At 70.3% G+C, this 16,191-nt stretch carries 12 protein-coding genes; 6 read left to right on the forward strand and 6 right to left on the reverse strand.

Features of this window, described 5'->3' with window-relative positions; genetic code table 11:
* Nucleotides 1–137 precede the first annotated feature (137 nt).
* From AB0E90_RS41940 to AB0E90_RS41950, 3 genes are all read left to right on the forward strand, one after another.
* Complete coding sequence (locus tag AB0E90_RS41940; RefSeq protein WP_360417892.1) at nucleotides 138–2,759, forward strand: LuxR C-terminal-related transcriptional regulator; 2,622 nt, start codon at nucleotides 138–140, stop codon at nucleotides 2,757–2,759.
* Between the two features lie 112 nt (nucleotides 2,760–2,871).
* Nucleotides 2,872–3,594 carry a DUF4386 domain-containing protein gene (locus tag AB0E90_RS41945; protein WP_360417893.1) on the forward strand — a complete coding sequence of 241 codons (723 nt, stop codon included), beginning with the start codon at nucleotides 2,872–2,874 and terminating at the stop codon, nucleotides 3,592–3,594.
* A gap of 137 nt (nucleotides 3,595–3,731) precedes the next feature.
* Nucleotides 3,732–4,604 (forward strand): glutamate ABC transporter substrate-binding protein, encoded by an 873-nt coding sequence (locus tag AB0E90_RS41950; protein ID WP_360417895.1) that lies wholly within the window; start codon nucleotides 3,732–3,734, stop codon nucleotides 4,602–4,604.
* A gap of 153 nt (nucleotides 4,605–4,757) precedes the next feature.
* Here AB0E90_RS41950 and AB0E90_RS41955 read toward each other — a convergent pair whose 3' ends face one another.
* Together AB0E90_RS41955 and AB0E90_RS41960 are read right to left on the reverse strand one after the other, a co-directional pair.
* Complete coding sequence (locus AB0E90_RS41955) at nucleotides 4,758–5,660, reverse strand: helix-turn-helix transcriptional regulator (protein ID WP_360417940.1); 903 nt, start codon at nucleotides 5,658–5,660, stop codon at nucleotides 4,758–4,760.
* Between the two features lie 36 nt (nucleotides 5,661–5,696).
* On the reverse strand, nucleotides 5,697–6,254 hold the full coding sequence (locus AB0E90_RS41960) for a carboxymuconolactone decarboxylase family protein (protein WP_360417896.1): 558 nt from the start codon (nucleotides 6,252–6,254) through the stop codon (nucleotides 5,697–5,699).
* A 245-nt stretch (nucleotides 6,255–6,499) separates the two neighbouring features.
* Between AB0E90_RS41960 and AB0E90_RS41965 the strand changes: the two genes are divergently transcribed.
* From AB0E90_RS41965 to AB0E90_RS41975, 3 genes are all read left to right on the forward strand, one after another.
* Nucleotides 6,500–7,894, forward strand: a complete 1,395-nt coding sequence (locus AB0E90_RS41965; RefSeq protein WP_360417897.1) for a DUF6461 domain-containing protein — start codon at nucleotides 6,500–6,502, stop codon at nucleotides 7,892–7,894.
* 31 nt (nucleotides 7,895–7,925) lie between these two features.
* Nucleotides 7,926–10,034, forward strand: a complete 2,109-nt coding sequence (locus AB0E90_RS41970; RefSeq protein ID WP_360417898.1) for an ATP-binding protein — start codon at nucleotides 7,926–7,928, stop codon at nucleotides 10,032–10,034.
* 70 nt (nucleotides 10,035–10,104) lie between these two features.
* Complete coding sequence (locus AB0E90_RS41975; protein WP_360417899.1) at nucleotides 10,105–10,950, forward strand: SDR family oxidoreductase; 846 nt, start codon at nucleotides 10,105–10,107, stop codon at nucleotides 10,948–10,950.
* Here the strand turns inward: AB0E90_RS41975 and AB0E90_RS41980 are convergent.
* Genes AB0E90_RS41980 through AB0E90_RS41995 form a run of 4 tightly spaced genes read right to left on the reverse strand, consistent with a single transcriptional unit; the run spans nucleotide 10,926 to nucleotide 16,178 of the window.
* Nucleotides 10,926–12,656 (reverse strand): beta-L-arabinofuranosidase domain-containing protein, encoded by a 1,731-nt coding sequence (locus tag AB0E90_RS41980; protein WP_360417900.1) that lies wholly within the window; start codon nucleotides 12,654–12,656, stop codon nucleotides 10,926–10,928. The two genes, AB0E90_RS41975 and AB0E90_RS41980, sit on opposite strands and share 25 nt — an antisense overlap.
* Entirely contained in the window at nucleotides 12,653–13,627 is a 975-nt protein-coding gene (locus AB0E90_RS41985; protein ID WP_360417901.1) for a hypothetical protein, read from the reverse strand. The genes AB0E90_RS41980 and AB0E90_RS41985 overlap by 4 nt, the downstream gene beginning before the upstream one ends.
* Entirely contained in the window at nucleotides 13,624–14,640 is a 1,017-nt protein-coding gene (locus AB0E90_RS41990) for a hydroxyacid dehydrogenase (RefSeq protein ID WP_360417902.1), read from the reverse strand. The genes AB0E90_RS41985 and AB0E90_RS41990 overlap by 4 nt, the downstream gene beginning before the upstream one ends.
* Nucleotides 14,637–16,178 (reverse strand): ABC transporter substrate-binding protein, encoded by a 1,542-nt coding sequence (locus tag AB0E90_RS41995; protein WP_360417903.1) that lies wholly within the window; start codon nucleotides 16,176–16,178, stop codon nucleotides 14,637–14,639. The genes AB0E90_RS41990 and AB0E90_RS41995 overlap by 4 nt, the downstream gene beginning before the upstream one ends.
* Between the last annotated feature and the right edge of the window lie 13 nt (nucleotides 16,179–16,191).

Raw genomic sequence — 16,191 nt, forward strand, 5'->3', positions numbered from 1 at the left:
TCCAGCCGTTGCCAGTCCTCATCAGTCAAATCACCAGCCACGACGAGACAACGATCGATCATCGCAACCAGTGATGATCCGTCAGATGCGCCCTAGGCTCGAGGTGCGTCCGTCGTCGGCGCGCGAAGGGCGCTGTCATGGCCGGCTCGTTGGTGGAGACCAAGTTCTACCTGCCTCGGGTGCGGCGCGGCCTGGTCGCCCGGGAGCGGTTGGTCGAGCGGCTCGGCCGTGGGGCCGAGGCGCGGCTGACGCTGGTGTCGGCGCCGGCCGGGTTCGGCAAGACGACGTTGCTGGCCGAGGGGTTGGCCGGGGCGAAAGCGCGGGTCGCCTGGGTGTCGCTCGAGGAGAGTGACCGGCAGCCGGGTTCGTTCTGGAGCTATGTGCTCGCGGCGCTGGACCGGGTCGTGCCGGGCATCAAGCTGCTGCACGCGGCCCGGCTGCCGATCGAGGCGCTGCTCACCACCGTTATCAACGAGCTCAGCGCCGAGCCGGAAGACGTCTATCTGGTGCTCGACGACTACCACCTCGCCGACGGGCCCGAGATCCAAGCCGGCATGGCGTTCCTGCTGGCCCACCTCCCGCCGCAGGTGCATCTGGTGGTCAGCACCCGGGCCGACCCGGCTCTGCCGCTGGCCGGGCTGCGGGCGCGCGGTGAGCTGGTCGAGATCCGGGCGGCCGATCTGCGCTTCACGCTGGGCGAGGTCACGGCGTACGTCAAAGGGCTTGATCTGGCCGTGAGTGACATCGCCGTGCTGGCGGGCCGGACCGAAGGGTGGATCGCCGCGCTGCAGCTGGCCGCGCTGTCGATGCGCGGGCGCGCGGACGTGGCCGGGTTCATCGCGGGCTTCGCCGGTGACGATCGGTACATCGTCGACTATCTCGTCGGTGAGGTCCTCGATCGGCAGCCGGCCGAGGTCCGTGAGTTCCTGATCTCGACCTGTGTCCTCGATCGGCTGACCGGGCCGCTCTGCGACGCCGTCACCGGGCGGGCCGGGGGCCGGGCGATGCTGGAGGCGCTGGACCGGGGCAACCTGTTCGTGGTGTCGCTGGACGGCAACCGCCGGTGGTACCGCTACCACCACCTCTTCGCCGACATGCTGCTGGCCCGGCTCACCGACGGGCAAGACGAGCAGGACGAGCAGCCCGGCCAGGTCGCGGAGCTGCACCGGCGGGCCGCCGGCTGGTACGAGCAGAACGGCGAACCGGCTCCGGCGATCCGCCACGCCCTGGCCGCCGGCGACGTCGAGCGGGCGGCCGGCCTGATCGAGCTGGCCATCCCGGCGCTGCGCCAGGACCGGCAGGAGGCCACCATCCGGGGCTGGCTCGACGCGATTCCGGCCGAGGTCGTCCGGGTGCGGCCGGTGCTGGCGATCGGCTTCATCGGGGCGTTGATGGCCGGCAACGAGTTCGCCGACGTCGAGCGGCGGCTGGGCGAGGTGGCGGCGGTGCTGGCCGGCGACCGTGGGTCGATGGTGGTCGTCGACGAGAGCGAGTTTCCCCGCCTGCCCGCGGCGATCGAGATGTATTACGCCGCGTTCGCGCTGATGCGGGGCGACCCGGTCGCTGTCGCTACCCACGCCCGGCAGGCGATCGACCACGCGGCAGCGGGCGACCACGTCATCCGGGCGGCGGCGTCGGCCCTGCTCGGCCTCTCGCTCTGGAGCGGCGGCGACCTCGAGGCCGCACACCAGGCCTACTCGGCCAGTGTCGACGGGCTGCGGCGGGCCGGCCACCTCTCGGACGTGCTCGGCTGCTCGATCACCCTGGCCGACATCCGGATCACCCAGGGCCGGCTGGACGAGGCGCTGCGCACCTACGAGCGGGCCCTGCTCCTCGGCCCGGAGCTGCGCGGCAACGCCGACATGCACGTCGGGATGAGCCGGATCGCCCTGGAGCGCAACGACCTGACCGCCGCCGCCGAGCACCTGCGCCGGGCCGAGGAACTGGGGGAGCACACGTGGCTGCCGCAGAATCCGTACCGGTGGCGGGTCGCATCGGCGGCGCTGCGGGAGGCGCAGGGCGATCTGGACGGCGCCGTCGAACTGCTTCAAGAGGCACAGCGGGTGTACGTGGGTGACTTCTCCCCGAACGTACGCCCGGTCCCGGCCATGATCGCCCGGGTGCTGGCCGCGCAGGGCCGAATCGGCGAGGCTCTCGCCTGGGCCGGCGAGCAGGGCCTGGCCGCGGACGACGAGCTGTCCTACCTCCGCGAGTTCGAGCACATCACGCTGGCCAGGGTGCTGCTGGCCTCCCCGGCGCCGGCGGACGCCGACCGGCTCCTCACCCGGCTCCTCGCGGCGGCCGTCGCCGGCGGGCGGACCGGCAGCGCGATCGAGATCCTGGTGCTGCAGGCGGGCCGCCGCGGCGATCCGGTCGTCCTCGAGCGGGCGCTCACCCTGGCCGAGCCGCACGGCTACGTCCGGGCCTTCGCCGGCGTCGAACCGGCCCTGCTGCGCCGGCTCGCCAGACAACAACCAACCTGGGGGTACGTGCGGCGCCTGCTCGACTCCTCGGCCGGCCTCCCCGGGGCCGGCCTCCCCGGCGCCGGATCGGTGCCGCTCGTCGATCCGCTGAGCGAGCGCGAACTGGACGTGCTCCGGCTGCTCCGCTCCGACCTGGACGGGCCGGCGATCGCCCGCGAGCTCACCGTCTCGCTGAACACGCTGCGCACCCACACCAAGAACATCTACGCCAAGCTCGGCGTCAACAGCCGCCGCGGCGCCGTCCGCCGCGCCGCCGAGCTGGCACTTTTTCACTAGGCCGCTCACCACATGTGGTGATGTGCGGTCACCACCTGCGCTCCTACCTTTCGGATTGCTGGGCGCCCTGCGCGACCTCGGCCCCCTTGATCTCAGTGCATCGGAGTCAGCAATGACCGGCATCCGCAAGACCGCGCTCGTCGCGGGCCTCCTCTACCTGATCACCTTCGTCTCCTCGATCCCCGCCCTCTTCCTGCTGTCGCCGGTCCTGCACCACGCCGACTACATCATCAGCGCCGGCGCCGACACCCGGGTCGTCTGGGGCTGCCTGCTCGACGTGGTCAACGCCCTCGCCGCGATCGGCACCGCGGTCGCCCTGTTCCCGGTGGTGAAACGGCAGAACGAGGGCCTGGCGCTGGGCTTCGTGATGTCCCGCATGCTCGAGGGCGCGGTCGTCCTGATCGGCGTGGTCAGCCTCCTGGCGATCGTCACCCTGCGGCAGAACCCGGCCGGCGCCGACCCGGCCACGCTGCTGGCCACCGGCCATTCCCTGGTCGCGGTCCGCGACTGGACGTTCCTGCTCGGCCCGGGCCTGATGCCCGCCTTCAACGCCCTGCTGCTCGGCACCCTGCTCTTCCGCTCCCGCCTGGTGCCCCGCCTCATCCCGCTGATCGGCCTGATCGGCGCGCCGCTCCTGCTGGCCGCCGACCTGGCCACCCTGTTCGGCCACAACACCCAGACGTCCGCCGCGTCGTTCCTGCTGACCCTGCCGGTCGCCGCCTGGGAACTGTCCGTCGGCCTCTACCTGACCATCAAGGGCTTCCGCCCGTCGCCGATCCTGCCCGGCCCGGTCGCCACACCCACCCCGGACCGCAGCCTGGCCACCATCGCCTGACCGCCCGGACCGGAAACTTGCGAGCAGCTTTGAACCGTGCGCCGTGGTGCGCGTTGTGGTGCACGTGATGGATCGGATCTGACGTCTGTCCAGCACGGTTCTGAACACCCAGCGGGGATCGACTTTTCAGGAGAGCAATGTTGCGCATCACCCGATTGGCAGCGACGTTCGGCGCAATGACCATGGCGCTCGGCATGGCGGCCTGCGGCGGGGACGACAAGGGTTCCGACAGCGGCAGCACCAGCACCGCGAAGTCGGGCATCGTCGAGAAGGCGGCCAGCTCGAAGAAGCTGACCATCGGCGTCAAGGCCGACCAGCCCGGTCTCGGCTTGCAGACCGGTAGCACCTACACCGGCTACGACATCGAGATCGGCAAGCTCATCGCGAAGGGTCTCGGCGTCGACGAGAGCGGCATCACCTGGAAGACGACGGTGTCGGCGAACCGTGAGCCGTACATCCAGCAGGGCCAGGTCGACATCGTGGTGGCGACCTACTCGATCACCGACGACCGGAAGAAGAAGGTCAACTTCGGCGGCCCGTACTACATCGCCGGGCAGGACCTGCTCGTCCCGGCGGCGTCGACGATCACCGGGCCCGACCAGCTCGCCGGTAAGAAGGTCTGCTCGGTCAGCGGGTCCACCCCGGCCAAGAAGATCCAGACCGACTACAAGACCGCCCAGCTGCAGCAGTTCGACTCGTACTCCAAGTGCGTGACGGCGCTCGCCGGTGGTCAGGTCGACGCGGTCACCACCGACGACATCATCCTGGCCGGGTACGCCTCGCAGGATCAGTACGCGGGCAAGTTCAAGGTCGTCGGTAAGCCCTTCAGTACCGAGTTGTACGGCATCGGTATCAAGAAGGAAGACACCGCGGGCTGCAACAAGATCAACGACATCCTGAAGGCCGCCGCGGCCGACGGGTCGTACAAGAAGGCCTGGGACGACGCGCTCGGCAAGAGTGGCAAGGCCGCGCCCGAGCTGGACGCGTCGAAGCTGACCAACTGTTCCTGATCGGACCGGGTTGCTCCCGCCGCCCGGACGATGACCCACGCGTCGGCCGGGCGGCGGGCCGGAGCTCAGCTCGCCGGGATCGGCCGGCTGAGCATGGTGCAGACGCCGTGTCGGCCGGCTGGAACGTGACGGCACGGCACCGATCATCTCGAGTCACTGCTGCTCGGCCTGCGGCGTCATCCGCTGGTCACGCAGACCCGCTCGCAGATCATGCTCAACACCCTGAGGGGCCGGATCACTCTCTGAGTTCACCCGGCTCCGGCTCATCGCCAGCGAGGTTGCCTGGTCGCGGGTGGCGTCGTCGGCCGGGAAGAAGCACTCGATACGCAGTTCCTGCAGCGTTATGTCCTGCGCGGTCCCCAGCGTCGTTACGGTCGAGAAGTAATCGAACCGGCGGCCGTCGCGGGCGTACTGAATGGGTATCACCGGCATCGTGGGCAATATCGCGTCCAGCGACCGCAGCGAGGCCGGGACGCCGGGGTAGGCCAGAACTTCCCGCAGAATCGTTTGCGCGCGTTCGTCGCTGACTCCGCCGATGGCCTCGCGCCGCACCCGGCGAACCAGGGCCTCGGCAACCTCCGGCCAGTTCCGCACGTAGCGCCGGATACCGTCCGGGTGGAACATCCGGCGGAGCACGTTCGGCGGCCCCGGCGCCGCTGTGACGTGCCCCGCTTGCAGAAACGCGAAGAAGCGGGCGGCCGCGCCGTTGGCGTACCGGATGTTCCAATCCCGGTCGATGATCAGGGCGGGATACGGCTCCTGCTGGGCAAGGATCGCGTCGAGGGCCTGGCGGACCTCGGCCAGCTCCGGTCCGTCGAGTGCCGACTCCCGGTAGACCGGCGCGAAGCCGGCCGCGAGCAGGAGGGTGTTACGTTCCCGCAACGGCACGTCGAGGACCTCGGCCAACTTCAGGACCATGGCGCGCGACGGGCTCGAGCGGCCGGTCTCGATGAACGACAGATGCCGCAGCGAAACCGCAGACTCGGCGGCCAGCGCCAGCTGGCTGATCCGTCGAGCGTTGCGCCAATGTCTGATCAGCGTGCCGACCTCGGACATCACGTCAGTATCCTCGCTCGCTGTGTCCCGCCGGCGTCAGCGACTCGCGTCCCAGGCGTGCGCGCGCAGCTGATCCTCGAGCGGGAGGTCCGCGACCGTCGCCGCGTGGTTGCTCATCGTCGAGATCGCCACGCCGGTGATGACTTCGAGAACCTGGTCGCGGTCGAACCCGGCCGCCAGGAAATCCGCGGTCTGCGCCTGGTCGAGGTGGCCCCGTTGGCCGATCAACGCGCGGGTGAGCGCCGACAACGCGCCGAACCTCGGATCCTCGGGCAGCCCACGCCGACGGATCCTGTCGACCTCGGCCGCCGGTACCCCGTCCGCGAGCGCCTCCAGGGTGTGGAACGCGACCGCCCATCCGCAATTGTTGGTCACCGCGTTCGTCAACAGCAGCACCTGCCGCTCGGCCGCGCTGAAAGTGCCGTCGCCCCGGAAATGGCCGAAGGCCGAGAAGAAAGAGTTGATCAATGGCGCCGAATTCGCCATTGCCGCTGCTGCCGCCGGAATGAATCCGAAAGCCTCCTCAAGGACGGCAATGGGCTGCTTGGCGTAGTCCGGCGCCGTGTTGATGGTGTGGATCGGATAGTTCGTCATGGCGGCAACTCTGCGCTCACCCCCATCGCGAAACAATTCTCTCCGAGGTAAACCCCGAACAACCGCGGCCGGCGCTGGATGCGCTCATGCCGCTGTCGCGAGTGCCGGTGTTTTCGGGGAGACGGCCACCGTCCGGCCGGGCTGTCCGAGGTGACCCTGGTCAAGGAGTGACACCCGATGCAGGAGACGTGAGGAAAGCACTGCGGACACGTGAACCTCCTGGTGCGGTCGATCGTCGTTCAGGCATGCACATTGATGAACGAACCGTTCTGCGCACCGGGGAGTCTCTGTCGTCGTCGGTGTCCCTCGTCTCGGGTGGCGGGGCCTTCGCGCTGGAGCACCGCCCCGGCGGGGAACTTGTTCTGCGCGACCGGGCCCGTACCCGTGAAGTCTGGAAGGTCGGTCCCGTCCCGGCCGGACCGGGCCGGTTGGTGTTGATGCCCGACGGCTACCTGGTTCTGGTGGACCGGAGCGGTCGCCCGTTCTGGCGTTCCGGCGACGTCGACCGGCGGGTCGGCGCCGCGGTGCTGACCGACGACGGGCGACTGGTCCTGGTGGATCCGGACGGTTTCCCGCGCTGGAGCCGGGACCCGCTGACCGACACCGACCTGGCGAGCTGCCGGCCGGCCGCCGGTGACCGGCTGACGCGCGGGCAACGTCTCGACGGGCCCCTCGTCTCGGCGAACGGCAGGTACCTCCTGTCAGTCGATCCGGCCGGTCAGATCACGCTCGTCCGTGAGCGGGGCGGGATGGTCTGGTCGCGCGGCGCGAGCGCGCAGCTCACCCTCGGGCACGACGGGATGCTGCGGACCGGCGCCGATTCCACGCTGCTGGCCCGGTGGGCCGGGCGGCGGCTGGACCCGGCGGCGTACCCGATCTCGGCCCTGATCGTCGGCGACGACGGCGACCTCGTCCTGATCGGGGCGGACGGCTCGGAGGTCTACCGCAGCGGCACCGCCGCCGAGGAGGCGCGGCTCGACGAGCTGCAGGAGGAGTACGCGCGCCGGGAGCGGGAGAACGACGCGAAGCCGTTGCGGCCGCGGGACAGTGGCCTGCCCGCCGACTGGTTTCATCTGTTCGACCCCGGCCCTGACTTCCCGCACTACTCGATCACCCTGGTGCACCGGATTCCGGCCCGTGAGGCGTTGTTGCGGCTGGGCGTCGAGGAGGCTCAGATCGCGTCGATGACCTTCGCGGATCTCGCCGCGATCGAGCCGGTGGATGACGACATGCTGAAACGGGTGTTCGCCGTTCAGTTCGGCGACTGGGTGATGCTGATCGAACTGGACGCGCTGGACGCCGCCGACGAGATCGAGCCGTTGTCGCTCGGCACCAGGGCGGTGGTCAGCTCGCGGAGCTACGACGGCGAGGACTTCCTCGGCTGGGCGATCGACGGCACGTCGCTGGCGGTCTACTGGGACGACGGAGCACTGGAGCGGGGCGCGCCGGCGGGCGCAGGCACGCAACCGGACGCCATCGTCCCGTTCCTGCAAGCCGTCGGACTCGGGCGGTTCCGCGACACCCGCTACGACGACCATTTCCTGCCGCCGGCGCTGGAGGTCGCCTGCCTGATCGCGGACGTACGCCCGCGCCCCGAGCACTTCGCCGGCGAACACCTCGGCGCCGTCAGTCCCTGGTGAGGCTGCTACTTACGCGTGCTAGACAGAGGTGGTGGCCGGGCAACCAGCGGATTCGGCGCGGTTTCTGGCGGATCTCGCGTCAGCCCTGACCGTCGCGTCCACGGACCTCGAACGGGTGGTGCAGTGCGCCGCCCGGGCCGCCTCGGAGCTGATCGGCGACGGGGCGGTGGTGCGCCTGGCCAACGATGCGGGCGTCTTCGACCGGGCCGCCGTGCATCACCCCGATGCCGCGTCCGCGGAAATGCTGCGCCTGCTTCTGCCCCGGCAGCACCAGCGCGTCGACGACGGATTCGCCGCCGAGGTCCACGACAACGGCGGTGTCGTGGTCCGCAACAACCTCACCGAGGAGGCGATGCGGGAGATCGCCGGACCGCTGTGGCCCCACCTGAAACACCTGCGGTTCGGGTCGATCCTGATGGTGCCGTTGATCGCCGACGGCACCTACCTGGGCAATCTGTCGCTGGGTCGCAAAGGCCGGGACCGGCCCTTCACCGACCAGGACTCCCGGCTCGCCGTCGACGTCGCGGCCCGGGTCGCCCTGGCGGTGGCCACCGCCCGCTCGGTGGCCCGGCTGCGTGCCGAACGGGAGAACTACCGGCTGATCGTCGAGACCTGTTCGGAGGGGGTCTGGAAGATCGATGCCGAGGGCCGGACCACGTTCGTCAACGATCGGATGGCCGAGATTCTCGGTGTTGCCGCCGACCAGATGCATGGCCGGCCGGCCTCCAGCTGGCAACCGGACGATGAGGAAGGGCAGTGGTGGCGGCTGTCCGACGGGCGGCCGCACGAACGGAGACTGCGGCACGGGGACGGCCACTCGATCTGGGTGCAACTGTCGGTGTCGGCGCTCCCGGCGCCGGCCGACACGACACCCGAGTGGCTGATCATGGTCACCGACATCACCGACCGGATCCGCGGCCGTGAACTCGGCGAGCGCCTCGCGCAGATGCAACGGCTGGACAGTATCGGCCGGCTCGCCGGCGGTATCGCCCACGACTTCAACAATCTGCTGTCGATCATCGGCGGCGCCACCGAGCTGCTGCTCACCGAGGTGCCCGCCGCCTCGTCGGCCGCGGACCTGGCCCGGCAGGTCATCTGCGCGGTCGACCAGGGCGCGGCGCTCACCCGCCAGCTGCTGGCGTTCGGCCGCGGGCAGCCCGGCCATGCCGAGACCGTCGACGTCCTGGACGTGATCGCCGAGCTGGAGCCGATGCTGCGCCGCACCCTCGGCGAACACATCGAACTGGAATGCCCGGTACGCGGGACGCAGGGCGCCTCCGGTCTGGTCCGCATCGACCAGGGTCAGTTGCATCAGGTCATCGTCAACCTGACCACCAACGCCCGCGACGCGATGAACGCCGGCGGCCGGCTGCGCATCGACTGCGAACGCGTCCTGGTCGACCGGGCCGAGCTCGGCCCGGATGCGATGGACGACGACGGCGGCGACGGCAAGGCCTGGTTCGTGCGCCTGGCGGTGTCCGACACCGGAACCGGCATGGATGCCACGACCCTGCGCCGCGCCTTCGAGCCGTTCTACACCACCAAGGCCGCCGGGCACGGCACCGGACTCGGCCTGGCCGGCGTGTACGGCATCGTCCGCTCGGCGGGCGGCCTGGTCGTGCCCTACTCCGAACCCGGTCACGGCACCACCATCAAGATCTATCTACCGGCCACCGAGGCACCGATCGCCGGGCCGGACGCCGTCGTGCCGGAGGTCCGGGACCGCCCGGCGGCCAGGGCCGGCTCGCTGCATGTGCTCGTGGTCGAGGACAACCCCGCACTCGCCGAGGTCACGTGCCGGCTGCTGCGGCCCGGCGGCTACACCGTCACCGCCGTCCACGGCCCGCAGGCCGCACTGGCACTGCTGAACACCACGGACGTGGACCTCGTGATCACCGACGTGGTCATGCCGGACCTGACCGGTCCCGAACTCGTCGCCGAGATCCACCGGCGCCGGCCCGGACTACCGGTTGTCTACACCTCCGGCTACACCGCGGGCGTCCTCGGCGAACGCGCACACCTCAGCGCCGACGCGATCCTGCTCGAGAAGCCGTTCACCCGCGCCGGCCTCACCGACGCGGTCGCCCGTGCACTCGACGAGACCCCGCCCGGGATATCTGTTACCGGTGTGGTTGCGTAAATCGCGGCGCCGGGATTGCCGTCGTATTACGTCACCGATCTGGTGCACTTAATGGCGGGGAGGATTCGACATGGCTGGAGAGCTTTCCGGAAAGGTTGCCGTCATCACCGGCGGGACCAGCGGCATCGGCCTGGGAACGGTGGAACTGTTCGCCGAGGAGGGCGCGCAGGTCGTCGTCGGTGATGTGCAGGACGACCTCGGCACCGAGCTGCAGAAGCGGTTCCCCGGCACCGTCAGCTACCTGCATACCGACGTCACCGATGACGACCAGGTGGCGGCGCTGGTCGCGCACGCGGTGGCCACCTTCGGCCGGCTCGACGTCATGTTCAACAACGCCGGAGCCGGCGGGGACCAGTCGCCCATCCTGGAGCTCGGCTCGGCCGGGCTGGACCGCACGCTGCGGCTGCTGACCGGCGCGGTGGTGGCCGGGCACCGCTTCGCGGCACAGCAGTTCATCGCCCAGGGGACCGCCGGTTCGATCATCACCACGGCCAGTGGCGCCTCGTTCGAGGGCGGCTGGTCCAGCGCCGGCTACACCATCGCCAAGCACGCGGTGCTCGGTGTGATCCGGCAGGCCGCCGGGGAACTGGGCGGGTACGGCATCCGCGCCAACGCCATCGCCCCCGGCATCATCGTCACGCCCATCATGACGAAGCCGCTGGGCCTGTCGCCGGAGCGGACCGAGGAGTTCCGGCTGTTCCTGACCAAGCGACTGGACAGCTCGCAAGCCCTCGGCCGGGTCGGCCAGCCCCGCGACATCGCCCAGGCGGCGCTGTTCCTGGCCTCCGACCGCTCCACCTGGATCACCGGCGCCACGCTGCCGGTCGACGGGGGCCTGCTCGCCGTCACGCACAGCACCCTGTACGGCGACATCGGCTCGGCCGCACGTGATTACCTCGGTGGCGCCACCGTCTGATCCAGCGGGATCCAGACGCGCATGGCCGAGGGTCCGCGCCGCGCCCAGCGCCGATAGGGGATGAGCGGGACCGTGGCCTCCTCGCCCGTCTCCTGGTGCCGGAGAACTGCCGGGTCGGCCGAGACGAGCACGGCGTCGGCCAGCGCCCACCCGGCCGGGAGGTCGACCGATTCCAGCGCGAGCACGTCCGGCCCGCGCTGGACGGCCACGCAGCCGCGGACGGCGTCGACCCGATGGTCCGGGCGGGTCACCCGCTCTCGCAGGTCGAGGTCGACCGTGAAGGTGTCGCCCGGACTCCAGACCCGGGTGCGGCCGGGCGTGGACGGCGACCACTCCGGTTGCCGCAGCGTGATCGTGGCGGGCACGGCCGGCGCCTGCGTCACGGTGACGGTTATCGTGCCGGTCGTCGGATAGTCCGTCGTCACGTCGAGCGTGAACGGCGAACCGCCGATCGTCGCCTCGAGGGTCGACGACATGTACTGGTGGATCCGGATCCCCTCGTTGTCCGCCGTGGCGACGTAGTCGTCGAGGCCGGCCAGCGTGCGGGCCAGGTTCGGCGCGCAGCAGGACACCTCGTACCAGGGCTGGCGCTCGCCGGCGCCGCCCCGGATGCTGACCCCGTCGTCGTTGACCGGCACGTCGCCGCCCGGGTGCCGCTGGTGCAGGGTGTTGGCGTAGAAGAAGGACCGGCCGTCGTCGCCGGGCGCGGTCGCGAGGATGTTGTAGAGCGTCCGTTCGATCTGATCGGCATAGCGCGACTCGCCGGTGGCCAGCAGCAGCCGCCGGCTGAACATGATGGACGCGACGCCGGCGCAGGTCTCGCAGTAGGACCGGTCGGCCGGCAGGACGAAGTCCTCACCGAACGCCTCGTCCATGTGGTGCGAGCCCATCCCACCGGTGACGTAGGTACGCCGGTCCACCGTGTTCTGCCATTGGGTCTTCAAGGCCGCCAGCAGTTCGTCGTCGCCGGTCTCGACGGCGACATCGACCGCGCCGGCCGCGAGATAGAGCGCGCGTACGGCGTGGCCGCGCAGCACGGTGGCCTTGCGCACCGGCAGGTCGTCCTGGGCGAACGCCCGCCCGAACTCGATCAGCGGCAGGGTGCCGTGACCGCGCCGGTCGACGAACAGCGCCGCCTGGTCGAGGTAGCGGCGCTCGCGGGTCTCCCGGTAGAGGGCGACCAGCGCCAGCTCGATCTCGGCGTGCCCGCAGACCCGGTTGAGCCCGTGCGGCCCGAACATCACGCAGATGTGGTCGGCGAGCCGGACCGCCACGTCCAGCAGCGTGGTGCTGCGGTAGGCGCGGTGGTGCGCGACCGCCGCCTGCAGCAGGTGGCCGGCGCAGTAGAGCTCGTGCCCCCAGGTGAAGTCGCTGTAGCGGGGGCGCTGCCAGGGCCGGCCGAACAGGGTGTGCAGATAGCCGTCGGGCTCCTGGGCGGCGGCGACCCGGCCGGCCAGATCGTCGGCGACCGCGTCGAGCTCGCTGGGCCCGGATCGCAGGTGCTCCAACGAGATCGCCTCGATGATCTTGTAGATCTCCGAGTCGGCGAACTCCCGGCCGCGATGGTCGTAGCGCTCACCGGCCGCGGCCCGGTCGAAGTTCGCGACCCAGCCGAGCCGCGTCATCCACTGCACCGCGTGCGGAATCATCGCGGTTCGGTTGAGGCGCTGCAGGTCCGCCCACATGCCGCCGGTGATCCGGTTCATCGTCCGGCCTTTCGCAGGATGTCGAGGGTCTCGGTGAGCGGGCCGTCCGGGATGAGATGACCGAACGTGTCGTTGGCGAAGAACGACACCCCGTCGATCAGCTCCGCATGCTCGGCGACGACCTGCCGTTGATAGAGATAGGTGCGCCGGTCGTCGAGCCAGGTCCGGTACCAGTACCAGGGGTCGGCGAAGTCGAGGCCGAACAAGACCCGAGGTCCGCCCAGGGCGGCCTTGCCGCGCAGGTTAGGAATTATTTCCGTACGCTCCACGAGCACCGCGAACGCCGAGACCAGGATCGCGTCCATGGCGGCGTACGCCTGAGGTGGCATGCCCCACGCCGGCCGTTCGAGGTCCGCCCGCCAGTAGGTGTCCATCCAGTAGATCTGGCGCCGGCCGAAGGCCGCGCGCATCGCGGCGAAGAACCGGCCGATCCCGGCCGTGCGTTCCGGGGTGACCGGCGGGGCGTTGGCCGGATCCCAGAAGCCGAGCAGCCCGAACTGGTTACCGAGCAGGACTCCGTCGAGCCCGAAGTCGTCGACGTAGGCGGCCGTCTGCGCCGCGACGAAATCCCCGGCCGGAAGACCAGACGGAAACCCGCGGGGGTACGCGGCATAACCGCGCTCGTCGGCGGCCAGCGGCCGGGTCACGTCGAGGATGCCGGGCACGACGTGCCCGCCGGAGTCGGCGCCGGCCACCGCGACCTCGGGATGCCGCCGGGTCTTGAAATCGCTGCGGCAGAACTCCGGCCCGGGTTCCAGGTATTCGAGCAGGGTCAGCTCCATGCCGCGGGCCTGCGCGGCGTCGCGCACCGCGGCGTAGCAGCCGGCCAGCACGCCGTAGTCCATCCGCTGCTCGGAGAGGACCATCATCGGCCCGGCCGAGTACGGGTTGAACGAGCGCTCCCCGCCGTCGCGCACCCGGCGCAGCCAGTCCAGGTTGTGCGCCCGCGGCGGGACGCCCGCGGCGATCACGCGATCCGGGCGAGATCGTGCACGACGACCGGGTGCGCGAGGGGCCGGCCGGTGACGTACCGGTGCACCTCGTCCGCCGCCGACTCGCCCAGCCGGTGCAGCTCGTTGCCCTGTGCCCCGGCGATGTGCGGGGTGAGCACGACGTTCGGGAGTGTGTAGAGCGGTGAGTCGGGCGGCGGAACCTCCGGTTCGGTGGTGTCGATGACGGCGTCGATCCGGCCGGTGACCAGCTCCGCCACGAGCGCGTCCTGGTCGACGAGCGAGCCGCGGGCGGTGTTGATCAGGGTGGCGCCGTCCGGCATCCGGGCCAGTCCGGCCGCGTCGATCATGTGCCGGGTGCTGCGCAGCGCGGGCGCGTGCAGGCTGACGATGTCACTGCTGGCGAGCAGGTCGGGCAGGGTGGCCGAGGCGACGCCGAGCGCGGCCGCCTCGGCCGCGGTCACGTACGGGTCGAACAGGGTCACCTCCAGGTCGAACGGCCGGAGCAGCTCGATCACCCGCCGGCCGATCCGGGAGGCGCCGACGATGCCGACCCGGCGGCGGTACGCGCCCACGTGCGGGAACTCCGCGTTGCGGTCGACCGCCGCGCGCCGGGTGCGGTAGGTGTGTTCCAGCCGGCGGGCGCCCTTGGCCGCGAGCAGGATCCAGGCCAGCGCGTACTCGGCGACCGGCAGGGCGTTGGCCGCCGCCGCCGACGAGACGAGGATCCCGCGCTCCCAGCACTCCCGGCTGACGTGGCCCTTGACCGAGCCGCCGGTGTGCACGACGACGCGCAGCGCGGGCGCGGCGTCGAGCACCTCGGCGGTGATCCGGGGGCTGCCCCAGCCGGTGATCAGGACCTCGGCCCCGGCCAGGGCGGCCCGGGCCGGGGCGCTCTCGAACTCCTGCAACACCGGGCCGGGGGCTAGTTCGACGTCCTCGGCGAGCCGGCGCCGCACCGCCGGCGTGAACAGCAGGTCCGGCAGGTCGGCGGTCATCGCCAGCGCTGCGACGGGCCGGGTGCGGGCCGTCACTTGGCCTTCAGGTAGGCGTCGGCCTGCTTCTCCAGCTCCGCCTGGACCTTGGCGAGGCCGGCGCCGTCGATCGCCTTCTTCAGCTTGTCGAGGCCCTTGTCGACGTCGACGGCGCCGAAGAACAGTGGATTGGCGTACTGGGTGAAGGCCGCCGCCATCTGGGCGTCCTCCCGCTTGACCGGGGTCACGTCCGGGATGAACCCGGCGAACGTGTCGGTGGTGAAGTTGTCGTAGTTGCCGGCCCAGCTGAACCAGTCGGCCTCGGTCTCGCTGATCAGTTTGGACTTGCGCTCCAGCGACGCCCGCCAGCTCAGCGCGAAGCCGGGGAAGTTGTAGTCGGTGAGCTGCTCGAGGGTGTCGTCGCCCACCGGGTTCCAGTCGCGCCCCGGTATCCCGTACTCCAGAAGGTCGTGATTTTCCCGGATGGACAGCCAATCCTGCAGTTGCATGGCCTTGTCGTTGCTGGCGCCCTTGGTGTTGAGCACCACGAAGTTCTCGGCCTGGAAGGTCTGGCTGGGCTTGGACGCCTTCCCGCCGGCGAGCGGCATCACGTTGGCCAGGGCGGCGCCGGGCGTCGACTTCTTGAGCAGCGGGCCGTAGAAGGACGACGAGGTGCCGTCGGTGATGGCCCACGCGGTGGCCTGTTTGCCGTTGCCGAACAGGCTCTTCTGGGTGTCCGCGTCGACGTTCAGCGCGTCCTTGTTGATGATGCCGTCGAGGTAGTACTTCCGGATGGTGCGCAGGGCGTCGACCATGCCGGGGATGTCCCAGAACGGGATCGGCCGCGACGCCTTGGTGGTCGCGGCGTCGGCGGCGAACGCGAAGTACATCGAGTTGCCGCTGAACGACTGGGTGATCGTGTGCGGGTTCTCCCAGGTCCAGGGGTTGAGCAGGCCGATCGGGTTGGGGATGGCGATCAGGTTGGTCATGTTCGAGTTCAGCCCCATCGGCGTGACGCCGGGGACCTTCTGCTTGACGTCGTACCAGAACTTCTCGAGCGAGGCGTAGTCGGCGATGGTGCCGGCGCCGACCTTGTCGGCCAGGTCCTGCCGGACGACGAAGTGCTGGAGCCGGGCGGCGCTGTTGACCTGCGGAATTCCCCACAGGGTCCCGGACCACTTGTTGTTCTCGATCAGCCGGGAGTCCAGGGTCTTGCTGAGGTTGGGGTATTTCCCGCTGTCCAGCAGGCTGTTCACCGGCGCGAGCGACTTGCTGCCGACGAGCTGGATCATGTTGAGCCAGCGGGCCTGCAGCGCCGTGTCGAAGCGTTCGCCGGCGGTGAACTTGAGCAGCGCCTGGTTGCCGTAGTTGGTCCAGGCGATGAAGCGCGGGTCGATGGTGAAACCGTGGTCGGCCTTGAGCTTCGTGTTCACCTTGGTCAGCACGTCGGCGAAGCCGGTCGGGGTGTTGCCGGGCAGCAGCAGGGTGAGGGTGTCGGACTTGGCGGTCGAGCCGGAGGAGTCACCGCAGGCGGCCAGGAACGCGGCGACCGAGAGACCGCCACCGGCCGCGAGCAGGTTACGACGGGAAATAGGCATGGGGGTACTCCAA

This window comes from Actinoplanes sp. NPDC026619 (assembly GCF_040638295.1).
Taxonomy (GTDB): domain Bacteria; phylum Actinomycetota; class Actinomycetes; order Mycobacteriales; family Micromonosporaceae; genus Actinoplanes.

Coding starts and splice junctions, on each gene's coding strand:
- AB0E90_RS41955 (WP_360417940.1), bottom strand. CDS start 5,660: ATGTCCGAGGTCGGCACGCTGATCAGACATTGGCGCAACGCTCGACGG.
- AB0E90_RS41960 (WP_360417896.1), bottom strand. CDS start 6,254: ATGACGAACTATCCGATCCACACCATCAACACGGCGCCGGACTACGCC.
- AB0E90_RS41940 (WP_360417892.1), top strand. CDS start 138: ATGGCCGGCTCGTTGGTGGAGACCAAGTTCTACCTGCCTCGGGTGCGG.
- AB0E90_RS41995 (WP_360417903.1), bottom strand. CDS start 16,178: ATGCCTATTTCCCGTCGTAACCTGCTCGCGGCCGGTGGCGGTCTCTCG.
- AB0E90_RS41945 (WP_360417893.1), top strand. CDS start 2,872: ATGACCGGCATCCGCAAGACCGCGCTCGTCGCGGGCCTCCTCTACCTG.
- AB0E90_RS41950 (WP_360417895.1), top strand. CDS start 3,732: ATGTTGCGCATCACCCGATTGGCAGCGACGTTCGGCGCAATGACCATG.
- AB0E90_RS41975 (WP_360417899.1), top strand. CDS start 10,105: ATGGCTGGAGAGCTTTCCGGAAAGGTTGCCGTCATCACCGGCGGGACC.
- AB0E90_RS41980 (WP_360417900.1), bottom strand. CDS start 12,656: ATGAACCGGATCACCGGCGGCATGTGGGCGGACCTGCAGCGCCTCAAC.
- AB0E90_RS41965 (WP_360417897.1), top strand. CDS start 6,500: ATGCACATTGATGAACGAACCGTTCTGCGCACCGGGGAGTCTCTGTCG.